Origin of the sequence: Hahella ganghwensis DSM 17046, from assembly GCF_000376785.1 — a bacterium.
Lineage (GTDB): Bacteria > Pseudomonadota > Gammaproteobacteria > Pseudomonadales > Oleiphilaceae > Hahella > Hahella ganghwensis.
In genome coordinates this window covers 60,379-80,755 of sequence record NZ_AQXX01000143.1, presented here as the reverse complement: position 1 = coordinate 80,755, position 20,377 = coordinate 60,379, and the positions used below count along the sequence as shown (strand labels likewise).

At 49.1% G+C, this 20,377-nt stretch carries 17 protein-coding genes; 9 read left to right on the top strand and 8 right to left on the bottom strand.

Annotated features, from left to right (window positions below):
- Complete coding sequence (locus tag F566_RS0129425) at positions 1-606, bottom strand: c-type cytochrome (protein WP_020410646.1); 606 nt, start codon at positions 604-606, stop codon at positions 1-3.
- A gap of 196 nt (positions 607-802) precedes the next feature.
- Between F566_RS0129425 and yihA the strand changes: the two genes are divergently transcribed.
- A complete protein-coding gene (yihA, locus tag F566_RS0129420) occupies positions 803-1,465 on the top strand; it encodes a ribosome biogenesis GTP-binding protein YihA/YsxC (RefSeq protein WP_020410645.1) in 663 nt (220 codons plus the stop codon).
- 89 nt (positions 1,466-1,554) lie between these two features.
- Here yihA and F566_RS0129415 read toward each other — a convergent pair whose 3' ends face one another.
- A complete protein-coding gene (locus tag F566_RS0129415; protein WP_020410644.1) occupies positions 1,555-2,214 on the bottom strand; it encodes a TetR/AcrR family transcriptional regulator in 660 nt (219 codons plus the stop codon).
- Between the two features lie 241 nt (positions 2,215-2,455).
- Between F566_RS0129415 and F566_RS0129410 the strand changes: the two genes are divergently transcribed.
- The 6 genes from F566_RS0129410 to F566_RS0129385 all read left to right on the top strand — a co-directional run bounded on the left by F566_RS0129410 (position 2,456) and on the right by F566_RS0129385 (position 8,114).
- A complete protein-coding gene (locus F566_RS0129410; RefSeq protein WP_342662580.1) occupies positions 2,456-4,036 on the top strand; it encodes a coniferyl aldehyde dehydrogenase in 1,581 nt (526 codons plus the stop codon).
- Positions 4,037-4,158: 122 nt separating this feature from the next.
- Positions 4,159-4,749: a hypothetical protein gene (locus F566_RS35920; protein ID WP_020410642.1), complete on the top strand. Its 591-nt coding sequence runs from the start codon at positions 4,159-4,161 to the stop codon at positions 4,747-4,749.
- Positions 4,746-6,338, top strand: coding sequence for a GMC family oxidoreductase (locus tag F566_RS0129400; RefSeq protein WP_020410641.1), 1,593 nt, complete (start codon positions 4,746-4,748; stop codon positions 6,336-6,338). Before F566_RS35920 ends, F566_RS0129400 begins: the two co-directional genes overlap by 4 nt.
- A 65-nt stretch (positions 6,339-6,403) precedes the next feature.
- On the top strand, positions 6,404-6,889 hold the full coding sequence (gene coaD, locus F566_RS0129395; RefSeq protein WP_020410640.1) for a pantetheine-phosphate adenylyltransferase: 486 nt from the start codon (positions 6,404-6,406) through the stop codon (positions 6,887-6,889).
- Positions 6,890-7,027: 138 nt separating this feature from the next.
- A complete protein-coding gene (locus F566_RS0129390; RefSeq protein WP_020410639.1) occupies positions 7,028-7,282 on the top strand; it encodes a YfhL family 4Fe-4S dicluster ferredoxin in 255 nt (84 codons plus the stop codon).
- Between the two features lie 292 nt (positions 7,283-7,574).
- The gene (locus tag F566_RS0129385; protein WP_020410638.1) at positions 7,575-8,114 is read left to right on the top strand and encodes a hypothetical protein; all 540 of its coding nucleotides are present in this window, start codon (positions 7,575-7,577) and stop codon (positions 8,112-8,114) included.
- A gap of 149 nt (positions 8,115-8,263) precedes the next feature.
- Here F566_RS0129385 and ppk1 read toward each other — a convergent pair whose 3' ends face one another.
- The gene (gene ppk1 / locus F566_RS0129380) at positions 8,264-10,396 is read right to left on the bottom strand and encodes a polyphosphate kinase 1 (protein WP_020410637.1); all 2,133 of its coding nucleotides are present in this window, start codon (positions 10,394-10,396) and stop codon (positions 8,264-8,266) included.
- Between the two features lie 78 nt (positions 10,397-10,474).
- Positions 10,475-11,488, bottom strand: a complete 1,014-nt coding sequence (gene hemB, locus F566_RS0129375; RefSeq protein WP_026180407.1) for a porphobilinogen synthase — start codon at positions 11,486-11,488, stop codon at positions 10,475-10,477.
- A 309-nt stretch (positions 11,489-11,797) separates the two neighbouring features.
- On the opposite strand from hemB, the gene lpdA reads away from it, so the two are divergent.
- Complete coding sequence (gene lpdA / locus F566_RS0129370) at positions 11,798-13,984, top strand: dihydrolipoyl dehydrogenase (RefSeq protein ID WP_020410635.1); 2,187 nt, start codon at positions 11,798-11,800, stop codon at positions 13,982-13,984.
- A 124-nt stretch (positions 13,985-14,108) separates the two neighbouring features.
- Here the strand turns inward: lpdA and F566_RS0129365 are convergent, their stop codons facing one another.
- The 4 genes from F566_RS0129365 to F566_RS0129350 all read right to left on the bottom strand — a co-directional run bounded on the left by F566_RS0129365 (position 14,109) and on the right by F566_RS0129350 (position 19,469).
- Entirely contained in the window at positions 14,109-14,894 is a 786-nt protein-coding gene (locus tag F566_RS0129365; protein ID WP_020410634.1) for a DUF3592 domain-containing protein, read from the bottom strand.
- A 251-nt stretch (positions 14,895-15,145) separates the two neighbouring features.
- Positions 15,146-15,400: a hypothetical protein gene (locus F566_RS34475; protein WP_033417039.1), complete on the bottom strand. Its 255-nt coding sequence runs from the start codon at positions 15,398-15,400 to the stop codon at positions 15,146-15,148.
- A 334-nt stretch (positions 15,401-15,734) separates the two neighbouring features.
- A complete protein-coding gene (locus F566_RS0129355; RefSeq protein ID WP_083921209.1) occupies positions 15,735-16,430 on the bottom strand; it encodes an EAL domain-containing protein in 696 nt (231 codons plus the stop codon).
- A gap of 6 nt (positions 16,431-16,436) precedes the next feature.
- The gene (locus F566_RS0129350) at positions 16,437-19,469 is read right to left on the bottom strand and encodes a DUF1631 family protein (RefSeq protein WP_020410631.1); all 3,033 of its coding nucleotides are present in this window, start codon (positions 19,467-19,469) and stop codon (positions 16,437-16,439) included.
- Positions 19,470-19,717: 248 nt separating this feature from the next.
- Between F566_RS0129350 and F566_RS0129345 the strand changes: the two genes are divergently transcribed.
- Positions 19,718-20,368, top strand: a complete 651-nt coding sequence (locus F566_RS0129345; RefSeq protein WP_020410630.1) for a TetR/AcrR family transcriptional regulator — start codon at positions 19,718-19,720, stop codon at positions 20,366-20,368.
- The last annotated feature ends 9 nt before the right edge of the window (positions 20,369-20,377 follow it).

The following is a 20,377-nucleotide window of genomic DNA, read 5'->3' as shown; positions in this document are numbered from 1 at the left end:
TCAGTAAAGCCCGGAGATATAGCTTGCCAACGCTTTGATTTCTGCATCACTCATATTGGCAGCGATGTCACGCATCATCCGACTGTCGCCATCATTGCTACGCTCGCCTGAGCGGAATTTCTTCAACTGAGCTTCAATGTACTGACCATGCTGACCACCCAGCTTGGGGAAGCCTGCCGGAGCATTACCAGCACCTGCGGGGTTGTGACATCCTGTACAAGCAGGAATACCCTTCGCCATATTACCGGCACGGTATAGCTTCTCACCCGCTTTAACCAATTCAGGATCAGCCTTGCCAACGGTTGCTGGCTGCGAAGCAAAATAAGCTGCAATATCCGCGATATCTTGATCTGACAACCCTTCAGTCATACCAGTCATCTCTACAACTGGGCGATCGCCATTCTTGATATCTTTAATCTGTTTGATAAGGTATTTTTCACCTTGTCCGGCCAATTTGGGAAAATTTGGCACAGCACTGTTACCATCAGCTCCGTGACAGCCGGCGCATACAGCCGTTTTACTCTGTCCAGCCTTGGGGTCTCCCTCAGCGTGAGCCAGGCCAGCCAGTCCCAAAGCAAGCACCAAACCAGTTACAAACACTCTCATCATTTGACCCCGTCAGCTACCAGTTGATTCTAGTTAATTCTCTCAGTATCAGCTTACCCACAACTCCGATAAACTGACCTTTATATTCACATCCTGTCGACAAAATAATGGTTTATTTGCCGACGCCCTTAAAACGGTCTGGTATTATACATAAATCACTTCAAACATGAACGAATAAACACAGTCATTTCTTCCTATGAATAAACCCCAGCCAACTGGCCAAAAACGCGCAGTATCCTACCAGAGCGCCCGATTTCTCCTCAGTGCGGAGCAACTTCATCACTGCCCGCCTGACGAAGGCGTTGAAATCGCCTTTGCCGGCCGCTCAAATGCCGGTAAGTCCAGCGCCCTCAATACAATCACCCAGAACAGCAAACTGGCCAGAACCTCGAAAACTCCCGGCCGTACACAGCTCATCAACTTTTTCACGTTAAATAAAGATCAGTGTCGCCTGGTGGATCTTCCGGGTTATGGCTACGCCAAAGTTCCTCGAACCATGCAGGAAAAGTGGCAACGACATATGCAGCAATACCTTGAACGCCGTAAGACGCTCGCTGCCCTGATTCTGGTAATGGATATCAGACATCCTCTAAGCGAGTTTGACTGCAGCATGCTCGACTGGTGTGAAGCCCGAGAACTACCAGTGCTCGTGCTGCTCACCAAATCAGACAAACTGAAGTTCGGTGCAGCCAAAAACACTCTGCACAAGGTCGCCGGCGACCTGGGCAAATGGACAACACCGATTGATGTGCAGCTATTTTCCGCTCATACCAAAACAGGTATCGATGACGTTCGTGAATACATGGACCAGTATTTTATCGGCGGGGATTCTGACATGGAGTCACAGTCTTCATCCTGATACAAATCAAATCTATGGAGCTGAAAGCATTTCAGATCCATAGAACGCTTTCAGACCCACAGCAGCCTTCTTCAATTTGATTCAGGAAGTCATTGAGACAATGACTCAAGCAACACTGGCTTAAAAGCCTCCTGCGCCCTTACCACTTCATCGTAATAGTCCGGATGCAGAAATGGCAACTCAAGGCTGATTACCTGATATATCCCATGCTTGAGTGATTCCTTACGTATGAGGTGAACATCCTGCCCTACAGCCGTTTTCAGAAATGACATCCAACTGGTCACTAAAAGCCAGACATTCAGTGGAAAAGTACGACGGACAGCATCCCCCAATGGATTCAGAATTCCAGACCTTTCAAGTGACAACAATATTTTGCTGATACTATCGACACAACGGACCGTGAAGCGGCGGTAATCCTCCTGCAACCTTGGGTCTGAATCCAGGTAGTGTTCGAGATCCCGGTGGAAAAAACGGTAACTCCACAAGCCATCAAACACCGCTTCGAGATATTCGAACTGATCCCCCACTGTCAAAGGACGTTCGTCCGGTATTTGCAGATAATGATCGACCAATAACTGATATTGCAGGAATATTTCGTAAATAATGTCGGTCTTATTCCGGAAATGATAGTAAAGGTTCCCCGGTGATATCCCCAGATCTGCCGCTATATGATTTGTGGTCACATTGCGCTCTCCCTTCTCATTAAACAGATCCAGGCTCGCGAGAATAATTCGCTCTCTCGTGTTCATTGATTATTTTACCCCACCACCAACCAAGCTGACCGGAACATTCCATTCACCGGTCATGGTGTTTATTAAAATTAGGCTTTTCGCTCGTTCTTCTTCATGCAGTCAAGTTTTCTTCATGCACTCTGATTTTTATTCGCACTGGTTTTTGTTAGTACAAATTGCGTAACGCATCAGTTTATTGCACTGATCATAAAGCGAGCACTTGACACTTAGAGTATATACTCTAAAAATATCTCACACGATGCAAGAGACTTTGCAGATATCGTCTTCGCAGCAGACCATTAACGGAGTCAACTGGCTCGAGTCTGTACAAATGATCATCGAAAACAATAACAAAGCCTTCCACGAGGACGGCTCGTGGCGTCAGGAGGAACCCATGGTTGCGGATGTACTCACGATTACCGAGAGCAAGAAAGAGATTCAGAAACTAAACCGCGCTTTCCAGGCTCAAAAGAAAGCCTTCGACCACAACCCCAATCCCGGCTTTGAAACCCGCCGTGAGTGGTTGCTACGCCTCAAGAAAGCGCTGCTGAATAATCAGGAACGGATCATTGATGCTTTGAATGAGGACTTCTCCAATCGATCCAGAGACGAAACCCTGCTCGCTGAACTAATGCCATCCATCCAGGCTATCAATTATGCCCTGAAGCACATGAAGCAGTGGATGAAGCCCGCAAAACGCCATGTAGGGCTACTTTTTCTGCCCGCAGATAATGCCATTCATTATCAGCCACTAGGCGTTATCGGCATCATTGTTCCCTGGAACTATCCGGTCAATCTGGCGATAGGCCCTCTGGTTGCTGCCTTGGCAGCGGGCAATCGTGCGATGATCAAGATGTCAGAGTTCACCCCACGCACTTCAGAACTATTGCGGGAAATCCTCTCTACTACATTTACAGAGGATCTGGTGACTGTCATCAGTGGAGAAGCTGATGTTGCCGCCGAATTTTCAAAACAACCTTTTGATCATTTGTTATTTACCGGCTCTACAGCGGTAGGCCGAATGGTCATGAAAGCCGCGGCTGAAAATCTGACCCCGGTAACTCTTGAATTGGGCGGCAAATCCCCTGCGGTTGTCGCAGAGGATGTCCCTATTGCCGATGCAGCGGAAAGAATCGCTTTCGGGAAGGCCTTTAATGCCGGGCAAACCTGTATTGCCCCGGACTATGTTTTATGTCCGGAACACAAAATTGATGCCTTTGTGGATGCATTTATCGGTAAATTTCAGAACATGTATCCCACTTTGAAGGATAATCAGGATTACACCGCTGTGATCAATGAGCGACAGCTTCAGCGGCTGAAAGGTTATCTGGCCGATGCCGAACAGAAAGGGGCTCGCATCATCGAAATCAACCCAGGTAATGAGAGCTTTAATCGAGGCACCCGCAAGCTACCGGTTCATATCATTCTCGATGCCACACCGGAAATGAAGGTATTGCAGGAAGAGATATTTGGCCCTCTATTACCTGTGATCCCATACAAGAATGTTGATGAAGCTGTTACCTATATTAATAACCGGCCACGACCACTGGCCCTGTATTATTTCGGCTACCGAAAATCCGAACAGAAAAGGTTGTTGGAGAGGACACACGCCGGTGGTGTTTGCATCAATGACACCCTCGTACATTTCGCTCAGGATGATATGCCATTCGGCGGCGTGGGCGAATCCGGGATGGGGCACTACCATGGTAAGGAAGGCTTTCTGACGTTCTCCAATGCAAAAGGAGTTCACACCAAGCAGCGGTTCCATAGTGGAAAAATTATCTTCCCGCCTCATGGTACTCTGCTGCACCACCTCGTATACAAACTATTTATAAAGTAACAATAACTTAAAAGGTAACAGCAGCCTGCTAATAAAATAATAACCTGTCGGCCTTCAGTCTCCTTAGGTGCAATTTGAGGAACTGGAGGCAACAAGAGAATAACAATAATTTTGGAAAGGTCATGACAAAAACGACCCACTCCCGGCGGCAATTCCTGCGCCTGTCGTTACTCACCCCTTTTGCAGTTACAGCCAGTACTGCCTACTTAAGCGGCTGCGCAACCTCTGCCCGAAGGCCAGATAAACCACTTCAGGATACCCATTTTCACTTTCTCGACGAGGATTCAGCCCAAATCTGGCAGGCGATCATTACGGTGATGATTGTGACTGATACCGGCGATTCACCCAGCACAGATGAAGTCAGCCTTCATATCTCCCGGATAGATCAGGGCTTGCGCCACTTCAGCCCCGCTAACCGGGAAAAAGTGTCTGACCTTTTCAATCTGTTATCCATCACTTTTACCAGAGGATTGACCACAGGTATCTGGCAGCCTTGGCCCAATGCCACACACTCCGATATACGGCAGTTTCTTGATGCATGGAAAAACAGCCGCTTCCAGGTCTTCAATCAGGGTTACAACGTCTTGGCACAACTGGCGGCGTTTACCTACTACGGTGAACCGGAGCATTGGGAGGAATCGGGTTATCCCGGCCCCCCCAAAGAAATCAAGGCGGCTCTACCACAATTCAAGTCGCAGGAGATTGCCGGATGAGCATTGAGGATATCTATACTACTGAGTCCGGCGCAGGCTGGACGACTGTGGATGCCACCCGACTGGTCAAAGATCAGATCATTGAGACTGATGTGGTTGTCGTGGGAACAGGCGCCGGTGGCGGCACCACTGCAGAAATACTGGCGAACGCGGGCCTAAACGTCGTGATGGTGGAAGAAGGCGCGCTGAACTCTCTGAAAGAATTCAAAATGGATGAGTTGGAGGCCTACCCAAAACTCTACCAGGAGGGCATGAGCCGAGTCACTGCCGATGGTGGTATTGCCATCATGCAAGGACGAACGGTCGGTGGCTCCACGACGGTTAACTGGACTTCGAGCTTTCGTACACCCGATGAAACCTTGAAACATTGGAGCAGCCTGGGGCTGAAAGGATTCACCCCGGAATCCATGGCACCATGGTTTGATGATCGCGAACGACGACTGGGAATCAAACCCTGGACGGTACCGCCCAACCCAAACAATCAGGTTCTGCAGTCCGGGTGCCAGCGACTCGGTTGGAGCTGGCATGTGATCCCACGAAATGTTCGCGGGTGCTGGAACATTGGTTACTGTGGAATGGGCTGTCCTACCAATGCCAAACAATCCATGCTCGTGACCACAGTTCCCGGGGCATTAAGCCGCGGAGCCAGCTTATTCTACAACCTCCGAGCCAATCACCTGCAATATCAGGGCACATCAACTCAGGCACTGGAGTGTCAGGCCATAGACCCAGTGTCTCAGGAACCACTACCGGTCAAGGTCGAAATCCGGGCTCGTCACTATGTGGTGAGTGCCAGCGCAATCGGATCCCCAACCATCCTACTGCGCTCCAATACTCCAGATCCCTATAAACTTATTGGGAAACGGACTTTCCTACACCCGGTCAACGCCACTCTGGCCATCATGCCCGAGCGAATAGAGCCATATAAAGGAGCACCTCAATCCATTTACAGCGACCAGTTTAATTGGCGTGACGGTGTTACCGGTGAAGCCGGATTCAAAATGGAGGTTCCTCCCATGTTCCCCGCGCTTACTGCAGGAATCATCGGAGAGTACGGTCGTCAGCTTGCAGATACCATGCACCAGCTACCTCATATCAATGCTGTACTCTCGCTGGTACGCGATGGGTTTAACGAGGCTTCACCGGGAGGCGAGGTGCGACTTCGCAGCGATGGAACACCTGAGCTGGACTACCCGGTAACCGACTACCTTTGGCGAGGCCTGAAAGAAGCTTATCTGCGGATGGCAGAGGTTCAATTTGCCGCCGGAGCAAAGAAAGTCAAGTTCCTTCATAACCATTCCCCCTATTTCAATCGTTATTCTGAAGCATCACAGTGGATGCAGGATAAAGAATTGAAAATCCTCCAGAGCCGTCTTTTTACCGCGCATCAGATGGGGGGCTGTGCCATGGGTGAAAATCCTTCCAGTTCCGTGGTTAACAGCGACGGACAGCACCATCATATCGATAACCTCAGCGTGATTGATGCCTCAACATTTCCCACCAGCGTTGGGGCCAATCCCCAGTTGAGCATCTATGCCATGGCGGCCAGACAGGCAACTCAACTTGCACAAAAACTCAAGTCTGCGTAGCCTTAGCGCTTGTCGGTGCTGATGGTCACCGGCAAGCATGTCAACTGATAAGGGCATTCCAAGGCATGAATACGGTTATCTACCCAGGTACTTTCGACCCCATTACGAATGGTCACACGGATCTTGTGGCACGCGCTTCCCGCATTTTTGACAATGTGATTGTCGCAATTGCTGCCAGCACAAGGAAAAACCCTCTGTTTACGCTGGATGAGCGGGTTGAACTGGCCAGCGAAGTATTAAAACCATTCCCCAATGTAAAAATTGTGGGATTCAGCATCCTTTTGGCTGAATTCGTGCGTCAGCACAACGCCAATATCATCCTAAGGGGGTTGCGAGCCGTCTCTGACTTCGAATACGAGTTTCAGCTGGCCGATATGAATCGGCAACTGGCATCAGGTGTCGAAAGTCTATTTTTAACCCCGGCCAACCACTTGTCCTACATTTCCTCAACACTAATCCGTGAAATTGCCTCACTTGGGGGTGATATCAAGCAATTTGTGGCACCGGCGGTAGCTGATGCTCTGAATCAAAAATTTGCCACCGGAAAATAGGCCTTTTCGCGAGCAATTAGTGAACCGCTGTCGGGTTATTTGATACAATCGGGCCAGTTTTTATCATTTCCATTGCCTTGATTACGGCTTCATACTGCAATTGAAGCCGTCTATGGCCGGGTTATCAAAGAGGTATATATGGCATTAATGATTACGGACGACTGTATTAACTGTGACGTCTGTGAGCCCGAGTGCCCGAACGAAGCAATTTCACCGGGCGAGGAGATCTATATTATAGATCCCAATAAGTGTACAGAATGTGTCGGCCACTACGATGAGCCACAGTGTCAGCAGGTATGTCCAGTGGACTGCATCCCCCTGGATCCTGCTCATGTCGAGACTGAAGACGAATTAATGGGCAAATACCGTAAACTCACAGGTAACGCAGCCTGAACAATTCGATAACCTGGCAGATTCATGTCAGGTAAGTAAAGAATGCCAGGTAAGTCAGTACTTGGGCTGACTTACCTGGCATTGCTCTTTCACTTCCCCTCTCATTACTTCTTCCTGCATAGATGGCTTATCGCAACCCTGCATTAAGCAGCGCGACTCTTTCTAATTTCACTTGAATTAACAAGTTATCCAATTAGGTTCATTCAAGTTATCAACATTCTGGTCTAAACTTAACCTGTTAAGGCAGGTTTGGCACCTGATAGCAGGTCAACATTAAAAGTGGGGAAAGGTAATGGCGGTTAGGGAACCAGAAGAAGACGGTCAAATGACTGAGTCTCAGAGGATCAGCATCCTGGAAAGAAGCATGTCAACCAACAGAATTTTTTTACTACTGTTGGCCGTGCTGATCATCGTAACACTGAGTGTGTCCATCACCATCGCTATCCTGAGCACGCTTGAAGGTGATGCAGAATCAGCTTCAGCCGGTGAGATCATAGAACTGAGAGCGGAAGTCAAAGAACTAAAAGCCGAGCTGCTGAAAAGCCAGGCTCAAGTGGCATCATTGAATGAGTCCATTCCTCAATTGCGTACGGCTTTGCAAAACAGTAGCGCCCCGACCTTCCAGCGCCTGCTGTTGCAACAGGAAGAAAGCTACCAGGAGTTTCTGAAGGGGTTGAAAGAAGGCATGTATGATCTGGCTCGAATGGTACCAGGATCCCGCACCTGGCTGGAGCTGTATTCCGAGAGAATGGACAAGGCCACCACGCTGAGCCAGGATAGAGAACGTCAACTCAAGCGCCTGAATACCGGTGAACCTTTAATCGAGCCCTGATGGCAGCTTCACCGACCTGTAATCCCGCCTGCCAGGCCTTACATCTATTCCGGTCGGCAGGCTCCCTCCCGCTTTCACTTTTGGTTTACGAACACAGTGCACCAGGAAATCCCAGCCAAGCCACCTCATGCCTGGTCAGGCTTAAGCCGTCAGGATCCTGATGCCAGTGTTGCCAGCAGATGATTCTGAGCGCTGAAACGCTCTTCCCCTTCCGTTGGCTCTCGTTGACAATAAGTACCATCAGGCAGCAGCTCCCAACTGCTCACACTGTCTTTGAGATAATAATCCAGCTCTTCCTTAACTCGCTCAGCCAGCTCACGATGCTCTATCGGAAAACAGGTTTCCACCCGATTCAGCAGATTGCGGACCATCCAGTCAGCGCTGGAAGCATATATAGAGCCTTTTCCGTCGTTGTAGAAGTAAAAGACCCGGGTATGCTCCAGGAAACGTCCAACCACAGACACCACACGAATGTTTTCAGAAACTCCGGGGATACCCGGACGCAGACAACAGATCCCGCGAATAATCAGATCGATTTGTACGCCTGCTTGAGAAGCTTTATATAAAGCTTCAATGACCTTTGGCTCAGTAAGCGCATTGAACTTGGCAAGAATATAGCCTTTTTTACCCTGGCGACTATTTTCCGCTTCCTTCGCAATTAATTCCAAAAGCTTGTCATGCAGTGTGAATGGAGCATGAAACAGTTTCTTGATCTTCAAGGCTTTGCCCATACCAGTGAGCTGCTGGAAAATCCTGTGCACATCCTCACATAGGGCATTGTCTGCTGTCAGCAAACTGTAATCCGTATAGAGACGGGCATTACCGGCATGGTAATTACCTGTGCCGAGGTGAACATATCGCTTGAGCCCTGACTCCTCTCTGCGGACAATCAGAATCATCTTGCTGTGGGTTTTGTACCCAACCACCCCATACACAACGATTACTCCGGCTTCCTGCAAGCGACTGGCAAGCTCCAGGTTCTCCGCCTCATCAAAGCGGGCGCGGAGCTCAATAACTGCGGTCACTTCTTTCCCTCGGCGGGCTGCATCGGCCAAGGCAGCAACAATTTCTGACTGACTGCCGGAGCGGTACAAAGTCTGCCTGATGGCCAGAACATTAGGATCTTTTGCGGCCTGCCTCAAAAGATCGATAACCGGCGTAAAACTCTGAAATGGATGCAGCAACAAAATATCCTGCTTCGCCACAACTTCAAACAGATTCTCCTTATGCCGCATTTCTTTAGGCATTCCCGGTGTGAATCCCGGATAGTGCAGATCCGGCCGGTTCACCAACTGGTTGACCTCTGTCATCCTGGTCAGGTTGACCGGGCCGGCAACCCGGTAGCATTCATATTCATTGAGTCCAAATTCCTGCAACAGGAACTGGATCAACTCTTCAGGAGTGTTATCAGCCACCTCCAGACGCACGGCGTCGCCAAAACGACGGCTCAGCAGCTCACCACGAAGCGCCTGAGCCAAATCTTCCATATCATCTTCTTCCAGCACCAGGTCAGCATTCCGGGTAATCCGAAACTGATACAGACCTTTTACGGTCATGCCTGGGAACAGGTCATCCGCATGTGCATGAATAATGGACGACAGAAAAACAAGATGATCCCCGGGACCACCCACATCATCAGGCAACCGCACCAGACGAGGTAATGATCTCGGCGCCGGCACGATTGCCAGCCCAGTCTCCCGGCCAAAAGCATCTTTGCCATCCAGCTCAACAATAAAGTTCAGACTCTTGTTAACCAGCCTCGGAAAGGGATGACTCGGGTCCAGTCCAATCGGGTTGATAACCGGCAAAAGCTCACGATCAAAGTACTCGGCAATCCATTCTCTCTGCTGGGCACTCCAATCTGCACGCCGCAGGAAATGGATATTCTCTTCCTCCAGGGCAGGTATCAGCAGATTATTCAAGTGGTCGTATTGCTCTGAGACTAACTGATGTGTCTGTTCGGAGATTGCCTGCAATGTCTGGGAGGGAGACATGCCGTCAGCACCCACCGTTTCCCTGCCGTACTTAATCTGCTGTTTGAGGCCTGCAACCCGTATTTCAAAGAATTCATCCAGATTGCTACTGAAGATGCTGCTGAACATCAGCCTCATTAAAAGTGGATGCGAATCATCGAGAATCTGATTTAGTACTCTGGCGTTAAATTGCAGATGGCTGAGTTCCCGGTTGAAATAGTAATCACTTTTGCCGAGATCAATTTCTTCAACCACAGGTTCCTGAGTTTCCAATTCTGTAACACTAACTTCCTGAGAGGATGTAGACATCTTTTCTTTCCTGAAACTTAAAGTGAACCAACGTATTCAACATCTGCACGCCACAGAGCCTGATGCAGGCCTGACGCATTAACTATTTTCTTTTAACCACTTGGCCGCATTTTTAGCAAAGTAAGTCAGAACACCATCTGCACCTGACCGCTTGATTGACACCAGTGATTCCATCATCACCGCGTGCTCATCCAGCCAACCGTTCTGGGCAGCAGCCATATGCATGGCATACTCTCCACTGACCTGGTACACAAAGGTCGGCACCTGAAATGTTGTCTTCGCCCGCTGTACGATATCAAGATACGGCATTCCGGGCTTAACCATAATCATATCGGCACCTTCCTCAAGGTCTAGAGCAATCTCGTGCATGGCCTCATCGGAGTTGGCCGGATCCATCTGATAGTTGGACTTGTTACTCTTTCCAAGATTCGCAGCAGAACCGACAGCATCCCGAAACGGGCCATAATACGCAGAAGCATATTTGGCCGAATAGGCCAGGATTCGGGTATTGATCAGGCCGGCTTCTTCAAGAGCACCACGGATTTCACCGATACGCCCGTCCATCATATCTGAAGGTGCCACCACATCCGCACCGGCTTCAGCATGGGAGACCGCCTGTTTTACCAGAACCTCGACTGTCTCATCATTCATGACATAGCCCGAGTCATTCACCAGACCGTCCTGACCGTGCGTGGTAAAAGGATCCAGCGCCACATCCGTGATCACTCCCAGCTCAGGAAAACGCTTCTTCAACTCCCTGACGGCAGTCTGTGCCAGCCCATTCGGATTATAGGCTTCACTAGCATCTTCAGACTTCGCTTCCTGAGGGGTCACCGGGAACAACGCAATTGCCGGAATCCCAAGACTGACCAGTTCTTCTGCCTCCTGTAGCAGCAAATCGACACTGACACGCTCGACTCCAGGCATGGAAGCAACCGCCTGCTTCTGTCCCTGCCCGGGGAGAATAAACATCGGGTAAATCAGGTCGGAGGAGGTTAAAGTGTTTTCACGCATCAAACGACGGGAAAAATCATCAAATCTCATTCGACGCATTCTGGTTGTGGGATAGCGGCGGCCAAAACTGTTAGTCACGGAATAACCCTTTCGAATAGGAAATCAAAACCTCATGATAAGCCTTTGTTTTCCATGATGCGAATAGTCTTGACTAACAGGATCGACATTCACTGGCCTTATTGTCTATCCTGCCCCTTTGTCAGATCGGCTCGATTAAAATTGAACTATTCTCAGTTAAACACTGTCTATGTAGTCGCTTGGTGGCGCCGGGATAAATTCCTGTAACGAAACCACTGACACGCTCCTGAAAATCGAACTGCAAAACCAAAAAGACAAAGTGTCAGATTCTTTTAACTACTTAACGGTTAAACATTACGGAACTATGTCATGAACCAGAAAAAAACCGGATTGCTGATAATCGTCGCAGCGCTGATAGGAAGTTTTTTCATCTTCGACCTCGGCCAGTATCTGAGTCTCGACTATTTCGAATCCCAGCGAAACCAGATCCTATCCTACACTGCCGCGAATCCCTTCAAAGCCGCCGCCTTATATTTTGTAATCTATGTTCTGGTAACTGGGCTATCCCTGCCCGGTGCAGCGGTCATGACCTTGATCGGCGGAGCCGTGTTCGGCCTGTTCGAAGGCACAATATTGGTCTCGTTCGCCAGTACTCTCGGTGCTACAACGGCATTTGTTGTCTCCCGACTGTTACTGAAAGACTGGGTACAGGGCAAATTCGGAGATTCGCTCAAGGCAATTAACAAGGGTGTTGAAAGAGAAGGTGCGTTTTATCTTTTTGGTCTGAGACTGGTTCCTCTTTTTCCGTTTTTTGTTATCAATCTAGTCATGGGCCTGACCCCTTTGAAAACTCGTACGTTTTTCTGGGTCAGCCAACTGGGCATGCTGCCCGGCACCATTGTCTACGTGAATGCAGGCACCCAGCTAGGGCAAATTGAGTCGACCGCCGGAATACTCTCTCCGGGCCTGATAGGCTCGTTTATTCTTCTGGGCATTTTCCCGATCATTGCCAAACGAATCATGGATTTCATCAAATTACGCAAGGCTTTTTCCCGTTTTCAACGCCCATCGTCCTATGATCGAAATATGGTGGTGATAGGTGCAGGATCTGCCGGACTGGTGACGTCTTATATCGCGGCTGCAGTTAAAGCCAAGGTTTCACTGATTGAAAAACATAAAATGGGCGGTGATTGTCTGAATACGGGCTGTGTTCCCAGCAAAGCTCTGCTCCGCTCAGCCAAGATGGCGCACTATATGGGCCGTGCCAATGAGTTCGGCATCAGTGTCGGTAACAAAGAGGTGGACTTCAGTGCCGTCATGGAGAGGGTGCAATCAGTAGTTAAACAGGTTGAACCTCATGACTCTGTTGAACGCTACACCTCTCTGGGCGTCGATTGCATAGAAGGTGAAGCGACGATTCTGGATCCCTTCAGAGTCAAAGTCGGGGATCGAATTCTGACAACACGCAATATTGTGATCGCCACAGGAGCACGTCCTTTTGTTCCACCGATTCCGGGCGTGGAGAAGGTTGACTACTACACCTCTGACAATATCTGGGAGCTTCGCGAAAAGCCTGAGAACCTGTTGATTCTTGGCGGTGGACCTATCGGCTGTGAGCTAACCCAAGCATTCAATAGATTGGGAGTCAAAGTCATTCAAATGGATATGGCGCCACGATTAATGCCAAGGGAGGACGAGGACGTCTCTGCGGTCATAGAAGAGCGCTTCCGCTCAGAAGGTGTGGAAGTGCTGGTAGGTCATAGCGCCAAAGCGTTCCGCAAAACAGAGGATGGTAAAGACTATCTGGTCTGCGAGCATGAGGGACAAACCAAAGAAATCCATTTTGACAAAGTCCTGCTCGCTGTCGGCCGCAAGGCAAACACCGATAAGCTCGGCTTGGAAAACATCGGCCTGAAGCCCAATCCCAATGGCACCTTACCGGTTAACGAGTACCTGCAAACGGCCACTCCAAATATCTATGCAGCAGGGGATATTGCCGGTCCTTATCAGTTTACTCATACCGCCGCTCACCAGGCCTGGTACGCGGCAGTAAACAGCCTGTTCGGCAGCTTTAAGAAATTCAAAGCAGACTACCGCGTGATCCCCTGGGCCACATTTACCGATCCTGAAGTGGCTCGGGTTGGTCTCAGTGAGGAAGAAGCCCGTCAGCAGGGTATTGAATATGAAGTAACAAAATTTGGCATCGACGACCTGGATCGCGCCATAGCGGACAATGAAGCTCATGGATTTATCAAAGTACTGACCGTACCCGGCAAGGATAAAGTCCTGGGCGCCACCATTGTCGGCTATCACGCCGGAGAGTTGATTACCGAGTACATTTCCGCCATGAAACATGGTATCGGGCTCAACAAGATACTCGGCACCATCCACATCTACCCTACTCTGTCGGAAACCAACAAGTACGCCGCCGGCGAGTGGAAACGTGCCCATGCACCTCAAAACGTCCTTGAGTGGCTGGCGAAGTGGCATCAATGGCGTTTAGGGAAAAAGGCAGGTGGGCAAGAGACCACTCAATCCGGAGAAGCATTAAAGTGATTTGATAAATTCACTTTTTCAAAAACAAAGAGGCGGAATTAACCGCCTTTTTGTTTTTCAGCCCAATCACTGGTGACGCAATATGCATCCAGCCTTAAGATTCGACTCGAATCCTCACCGAAGTTTAATTGCTCATCAACACTTGAGAGCTCACATCGCCTTGAGCACTATAAGCGGCCTCTGCCGCATACCCTTCGAGGCTGGGGTCTGTATAACTGGTGTAGCCGTCATACAGGGCCATAACGAATAGCAACAGACCGGAAGCCAGGCATCCGCCGCCGAACATTTTTGAGATCACGATACGACGTCTCTGTCTGCGGTTGGTGAACAGATTTTTCCAATAACAGACGTTCGTGGGTTCCTGAAGGAATACACAATTCAACACGGAGCGTCTGGCATGTTTGTCACTATCCACCGCAGTCTCGTCCTGCTGGCGCATGTACAACACGATGATAAAGAGGCAGATGGCCAGGATGATCGAAGCAAAAAGAACATGATAAAGATCGACGCTCTGGCTCAGCAATGCTGCCCCAGACACAACACCGGCAATCAACATGGCCATCATGCAAATCATAATGGTGGCAAAGCGACCAATTCTTGTGTGTTTGCGTCTGGAACGGGAAAAGGACAGCTGGACCTGGTCCCCCACCTGTAAGCCGCTGATACAGCTTTCATCCAGTGAGGTAAAGCGAATCTTATCGCCTTCCCAGAAGTATTCGATAATTGGAAAGAAATAATAGGAGGAACGTCTCTCGCCGGTATGACGAGTGCTACGTGAGTAATCTGGCTCCAGAGAAACGACTCTGCCCTGTACCGCATAGGCACAATGCAAAAACCGGGTGAATTCCCATAACAACACCCAGCCAGCCGAAATCAGTGTGAGACCCATCAATAGAATCAGTACATCCATAGTCGGGCATATCCGTTTGTTATATTTATGTATTTTTGTGTAAACGAGCAAGCAGCGTCGCCAAGTATAAATAAGGGACTGACTCACAGCAATAGTGTGAAGCTTCTCCCAAATTGAAAACTTTTGAGAACAGATTGCGGATATTGGAAGGAAAATCAGATATGGGCGACTCTAACCTCATGATTCATCAGAGTATTAAATAATCGCCCGGACACAGAGTAAGTTGGCTCAGGGGCCATTGAAAATATTTGTTAAATGGATCCGCTGCCATATTGCAGATCAGGTTTCCGGGGAGGATCAGCTCTGACATTGTCCTCAATGCTCTGAACCACACCGCCCTGTTGCAAAAAGGCTTCAATATCACTTTGCAACTGATCCCTGACGGCTTTCTTCATAGACTGGGATTCAGCCTGATAAACATCCTTGCCAGATTCTTCATTGTATAAATCATCATTTTGCGCATCGTTCTGGAAATCCGGCTCAAAATTATCGTCGCGAGTACTCATATTCATATCTCCAAAAGACTATCACTTCGTAATCAGCCTCCTTGGCAAATATCGTCCTCTGGTATTGCCGAACCATGGCCCTTTATCCTTCAAGTTCACCATTTTTCGATATTTATAGACCAGGTTTTCAGAAGCGCCAACAACTTTACAAAAAAAATTGTATATTTCTGTACCCGTTTGTAATCAAAGAACTTTACTGACTCGTCGTTCACTACGTAACCACTTCTAATCTAAGTAAAATCAAATGTCCTTCACGTAAAGACAAAGAAATGGCGGTTCAGGAGGGGAAGGAAGCTACTTAAAGTATGGAAAGCTGAAAAATAAGTGGAGAAGACTATAAATCAGTCAGGAGAAGAGGCTTTTCAATATGAAAACCCTGGACATATTCAACGCCGATTTCATTAAGCGCATCAAGTCCAGCCTGGTCTTCGACACATTCTGCAATCGTCGCCATTCCGAGGAATCGACTTAATTCGCTGATCGATTTCACCATAGCATAGTTGGTCATGTTTTCATTGATGTCCCGGACAAATACACCGTCAATTTTCAGGAAATCGACGGGTAACTTCTGTAGATAGGCGTATGAAGAGAATCCTGTTCCAAAGTCGTCCAGAGCAAAATAACAACCACTGCGTTTCATTTCACGCATGAAATCGGCGGTGTAATTAATATTGAGAACCGCTGCCGTTTCGGTTATTTCAAAGCATATCTTCGAAGCCGGAAACCCCCCTTGACGAAACTGTTGCTCAAGAAATTCCATAAACTGGTTGTCACTGAGTGAATGCCCTGACAGATTCACGTTAAAACCGGAAAGTTTTTTAAGGTTGTCAGGGTTGTAACGCATCCAGTCAATAACTTGTGAAACAACCCAGGTATCCACAATGACATTTTTTTTGTACTTTTCGGCCGCTAGGATAAAAGGCTCAGGTGAAGTCGTCTTGCCGTGATCATCCTTCACTCCCAGCAAAATTTCATAAAAGGGAAGCTCTGTGTCTAACAATGGCTGTATGCGCTGAGCTCTAAGAAACAAATTACATTAGTCTATACCGTGGTCAATTCGCGCTACCCACTGTTCCACTTGTTGCTGCTTCAACATACCTTCGTCTTCAGGCGCCTGAAGCCTTACCTGATTCCCTCCCAGACGTTTAGCTTCCTTACAGCTACGCGTCCCGGAGACGAGCGTAGTACCAGCATCGATACTGTCATTGCTCACCAGTACGATACCCACGCTCAGAGTGGCAGAATAGTTTTGCTGATCAGCCTCATACTTTCTTGCTGCAAAACTTCGACAGATACTGTCAGCCAAATCCATTGCCTGCTCGCGGGAACAGGACTCCACCACCAACGCAAATTCATTACTCCCGGTGCGTCCCAGCATAGTCCGCCCGCTAACCTGGGATAATTTATCCAGTACCCCGTTGCAGAAATCACAGAGTAGCCTGTCACCCACAGGGCTGCCGTAGGTACTGTTAACCAGATCGAACCGATCAATATCCATCACCAGCAATGCGGATTCCTGACCATTGAGTTTCGCCCGATTAATAGCAACATCCAGTTGTTTCTCTATCTCATGCCGGTTCATACAGCCGGTTAAAGGGTCGTGAACCGCCTGGAAGGCCATTTTTTGATAGAGCTCTTCCACTATGCTGTAAAGACTGCTGTCGACAAAGGGAACTTCACCTTCTTCAACCCGCATGATATGGCCTTCCTGAAGGCCCTTAAGTAAATCTGAATAATCATAGTGGATCTCATGCAGTCCCTGAGGATTGAGAAACACAAACTTGAAAGCATTCTCACCAACCCAAACCAGCCTCATCCGCTGGTTGCTACCGTCCTGTAATCGAACTTCCAGCCACTCTCCCGGCTGCAGTTGATGAGCTCTCTCCTGCCAACGTTCATCGATACCTTCAGTATCAATTGTTTCAGGCACTCCCTCGTCATAGGGCTCCAGCGGATAATGCTCAACAAATACGTATTTCGGTTCAAGCTCGTCAATAAAAATTCGACGAAGCTCCTTCAGTACCATCCGGGCTTTCGAGCTGTCCGGGCTGACGGCCAGCTCCCGCGCCACCATGTCCAACAGGGCTGCACTTTCCAGTTCTCTTTCAAAGGAAACATCGTCACTTTCGCAATCCGGATCAAGCCAGGTAAAAAACTGTTCCAGCACCGCGTAATAATCGGTAACGGTTTCGCTGTCGCCCCCTTCTTTGAGGTAGGCCAGCACCATGGCGTGTTCCCAACCCGCGTTCAGTAAATCAAGCAGCACCTGAGGGACCTTGCGGCCGGCAAACAACGCGTCAATACGCCTGGCTATCAGGCGACGTGCCTCCCGAAGTCTTTGCTTGCCTTCATGGGTTTTCGCGATGCGATCCGCGTTGCGGTTAAAGGCCTTTTCCTGTCGCTTGACCAGCTCCTCCAGTCGAAGAGCAACACTTTTCAGCATTTCAGGACTGATCTCTCCGGCCTCCGCCAGCTCATCAACAACCTGTTTCAATAACTTTTCAAGATTCTTGCTGGATACCCGATCCGCAGAAACCAGAGACATGAAATGGTTGAGAACGGTACGTGCCGGGTGTCTGTTTTCTTCAAGAAAGCTCTGATCTTTCAGTAACAGGTTGACCAACGGTACCCTTAACTGATTGATCACACCCTGCAGTTCCGAGGGAATGTTCCGCTGACTGACAGGGGCGAAAATTCTATCCACCAGCTCAACAATATCCCAGTCTTCCTGCCTGACAGAGGCATGCTCCGCATCCTTGAAATAAGAACTTGTTTGCACAGCACTACTCAAGGTGTTCCCTGGGGAAGATAAAGCATTTAGCAATTCAGACTGTACGGACTTTACAACCCTTGCAAGCTCAAGAGAGTTCCCTTCCTCACCGGCATCCACGAATTCCGGCGCTTGTCCTGCACTTCCTGCATTTCGATGCAGTTGGACCAGTTGCAAAACATTTCCCATTTTTCTGCCCACCTGGGCAGTGGCAGAGCTGACACCAGCCTCAGAGGATAAAACCTGACCTTCAAGAGGCTTTCCTTCTTTTCTGCGGCCAGACTGGCCAAATGATCCACTGTCAGACCAGTTGGTACGAATGTTCTCCAAAGGCAGCGCATGGAGGCCATGTGATTCAAACACCTCCACCATATCCTGCAGTCTGGTCCGATATGCCCCACTCAGAGTGTTTTCGAACGCACCATAAATACTCGTGCGGGCAACTTCCGGCACCTGTAACTGGTTTAGCGCACCGTGCAGTGCCTGACCCAGGACGACAGGGGCAATTGGATTGCCACGGTCATCCACCTCTCTCGAAAACACTTGGCTTAAAAACTGATCCAGCAGGAACAACTCGTTATGGCAGGCCTTGCCTATACGGCTGACAACCATTTGTAACTCAAGCCAGTCTTCAAACTGCCCTTTGTCCACCACCTGTAGATTGCTAAGGCTGGCGCCATCCTCGCCGCTGGAGCTTGCTTCCAGCGTTTCCAGGCATCTGTCCCAATGCTCTAGAAAATAACGGTTGAAATCTTCTTGCTGGTTGCTGAGACAGGCCTTACCGAATTTCAATTCACTGGAAGTATGAAGATTAATGCTCTCTTCGATGCGCTGAGTGAGGTTTTTGACAGCCATTTCTCTGGCCTGATTCAGCAAAGGGGATACAAATCGTCTGGAGGCGTCCCCAAACCAGGACTTCAGTTTGGTACGCTTGGATTTCGTGGTGTAGAGTATGTTGGAGTCTGACTTGGTATCGCTTTCCTTCAGTATAGATTCCAGAAGCTTGGGCTGCTTTTCGGCAAACTGAATTCCTGCAGTGTTGCCAATAACCCGGCGTACATTGGCAAGAGCCGTCACATGTTGCTCAGTCTGCGTACTGCGGATAAATACATGAACTTCCACTTCTACGCCGGGCGAATCCGCCAAATGACGGCTTAAGCTGGACGAGTCTATGTCCGCCAGGCACATTCCACCGGCACAGATGTTCATCACTCCACAGGACGCAGGGCTGAAGCCTTTGGCGACGATTAGAGCGTCATGCTGAAGAGAATATCTTGGATAGGCGCGTCGATTCTGCATCCCAAGAAACAAGTCCGTAAAAAACTTCCTGTTAACCAGTTTAGACTGGCATGGGCAATAGGAAAACAAGATAAACGAAAATTGACTTGAACCGGCAACTGGCAGGGTTACAATCATGGGCTTTGTCAATAAAGCTATGCAACGGCCTCTGACATGGCAACAAGTCAGATCAATGCCCATCACGGCGGCGATATGGCAATGTAGCCAAGCAGTATGTCCAAAGATGACAACCACAACAAGTAAGCATTATGGCCTATCGCGAAACCCCGAAAATTGCAGCCCGCAAACAATATATTCGTGAGAAGATCCTTCAGGCTGCAGCAGAGCTGACTGCTGAGCAAGGATTCTCCGGAACATCGGTATCTGCTATTGCCGCCCGGGCCGGAGTTGCTACCGGCAGCGTTTATCGTTATTTCCCCAATAAATCGGCATTGTGCACTGAAGTCTTCCGCACCGCCACCTCTAGAGAGATTGCACAGGTCAAGTCAGCTCTCGAGGCCACAGGAAACGTTAAAAAACGCCTGCATGCGGCTGTTTCCACTTTTGCAGACCGCGCACTTCGGAGCCGCCGGTTAGCCTACTCACTGATTGCAGAACCAGTTGATCCTCAACTGGATCAGGAGCGGCTGAATTACCGTGAACACTATGCCAACCTGTTCGCTGCGGCCATTCAGGAAGGGATTGCGTCAGAGGAGCTGTGCCCTCAACACCCTCAGATTAGTGGGGCTGCACTGGTAGGAGCACTGGCGGAGGCACTGATTGGGCCTCTTGCAGCGCGTATCCGTGATGATACTACCGGGTCGGCTTCACCCAAAACACAGTACTCCGAACAACAGATGATTAAAGAAATTACCGCCTTCTGCCTGAGAGCGGTGGGCATTAACGAAACAGTTCTCTGAATTCATTCG

Excerpts from the sequence above, each read along its gene's own strand:
- F566_RS0129385 (WP_020410638.1), top strand. The coding sequence starts at position 7,575 with ATGGCGGTTAGGGAACCAGAAGAAGACGGTCAAATGACTGAGTCTCAG.
- F566_RS0129400 (WP_020410641.1), top strand. The coding sequence starts at position 4,746 with ATGAGCATTGAGGATATCTATACTACTGAGTCCGGCGCAGGCTGGACG.
- F566_RS0129415 (WP_020410644.1), bottom strand. The coding sequence starts at position 2,214 with ATGAACACGAGAGAGCGAATTATTCTCGCGAGCCTGGATCTGTTTAAT.
- ppk1 (WP_020410637.1), bottom strand. The coding sequence starts at position 10,396 with ATGTCTACATCCTCTCAGGAAGTTAGTGTTACAGAATTGGAAACTCAG.
- F566_RS35920 (WP_020410642.1), top strand. The coding sequence starts at position 4,159 with ATGACAAAAACGACCCACTCCCGGCGGCAATTCCTGCGCCTGTCGTTA.
- coaD (WP_020410640.1), top strand. The coding sequence starts at position 6,404 with ATGAATACGGTTATCTACCCAGGTACTTTCGACCCCATTACGAATGGT.
- F566_RS0129365 (WP_020410634.1), bottom strand. The coding sequence starts at position 14,894 with ATGGATGTACTGATTCTATTGATGGGTCTCACACTGATTTCGGCTGGC.
- F566_RS0129350 (WP_020410631.1), bottom strand. The coding sequence starts at position 19,469 with ATGCAGAATCGACGCGCCTATCCAAGATATTCTCTTCAGCATGACGCT.
- F566_RS0129410 (WP_342662580.1), top strand. The coding sequence starts at position 2,456 with ATGCAAGAGACTTTGCAGATATCGTCTTCGCAGCAGACCATTAACGGA.
- lpdA (WP_020410635.1), top strand. The coding sequence starts at position 11,798 with ATGAACCAGAAAAAAACCGGATTGCTGATAATCGTCGCAGCGCTGATA.
- yihA (WP_020410645.1), top strand. The coding sequence starts at position 803 with ATGAATAAACCCCAGCCAACTGGCCAAAAACGCGCAGTATCCTACCAG.
- F566_RS0129345 (WP_020410630.1), top strand. The coding sequence starts at position 19,718 with ATGGCCTATCGCGAAACCCCGAAAATTGCAGCCCGCAAACAATATATT.
- F566_RS0129425 (WP_020410646.1), bottom strand. The coding sequence starts at position 606 with ATGAGAGTGTTTGTAACTGGTTTGGTGCTTGCTTTGGGACTGGCTGGC.
- F566_RS0129390 (WP_020410639.1), top strand. The coding sequence starts at position 7,028 with ATGGCATTAATGATTACGGACGACTGTATTAACTGTGACGTCTGTGAG.
- F566_RS34475 (WP_033417039.1), bottom strand. The coding sequence starts at position 15,400 with ATGAGTACTCGCGACGATAATTTTGAGCCGGATTTCCAGAACGATGCG.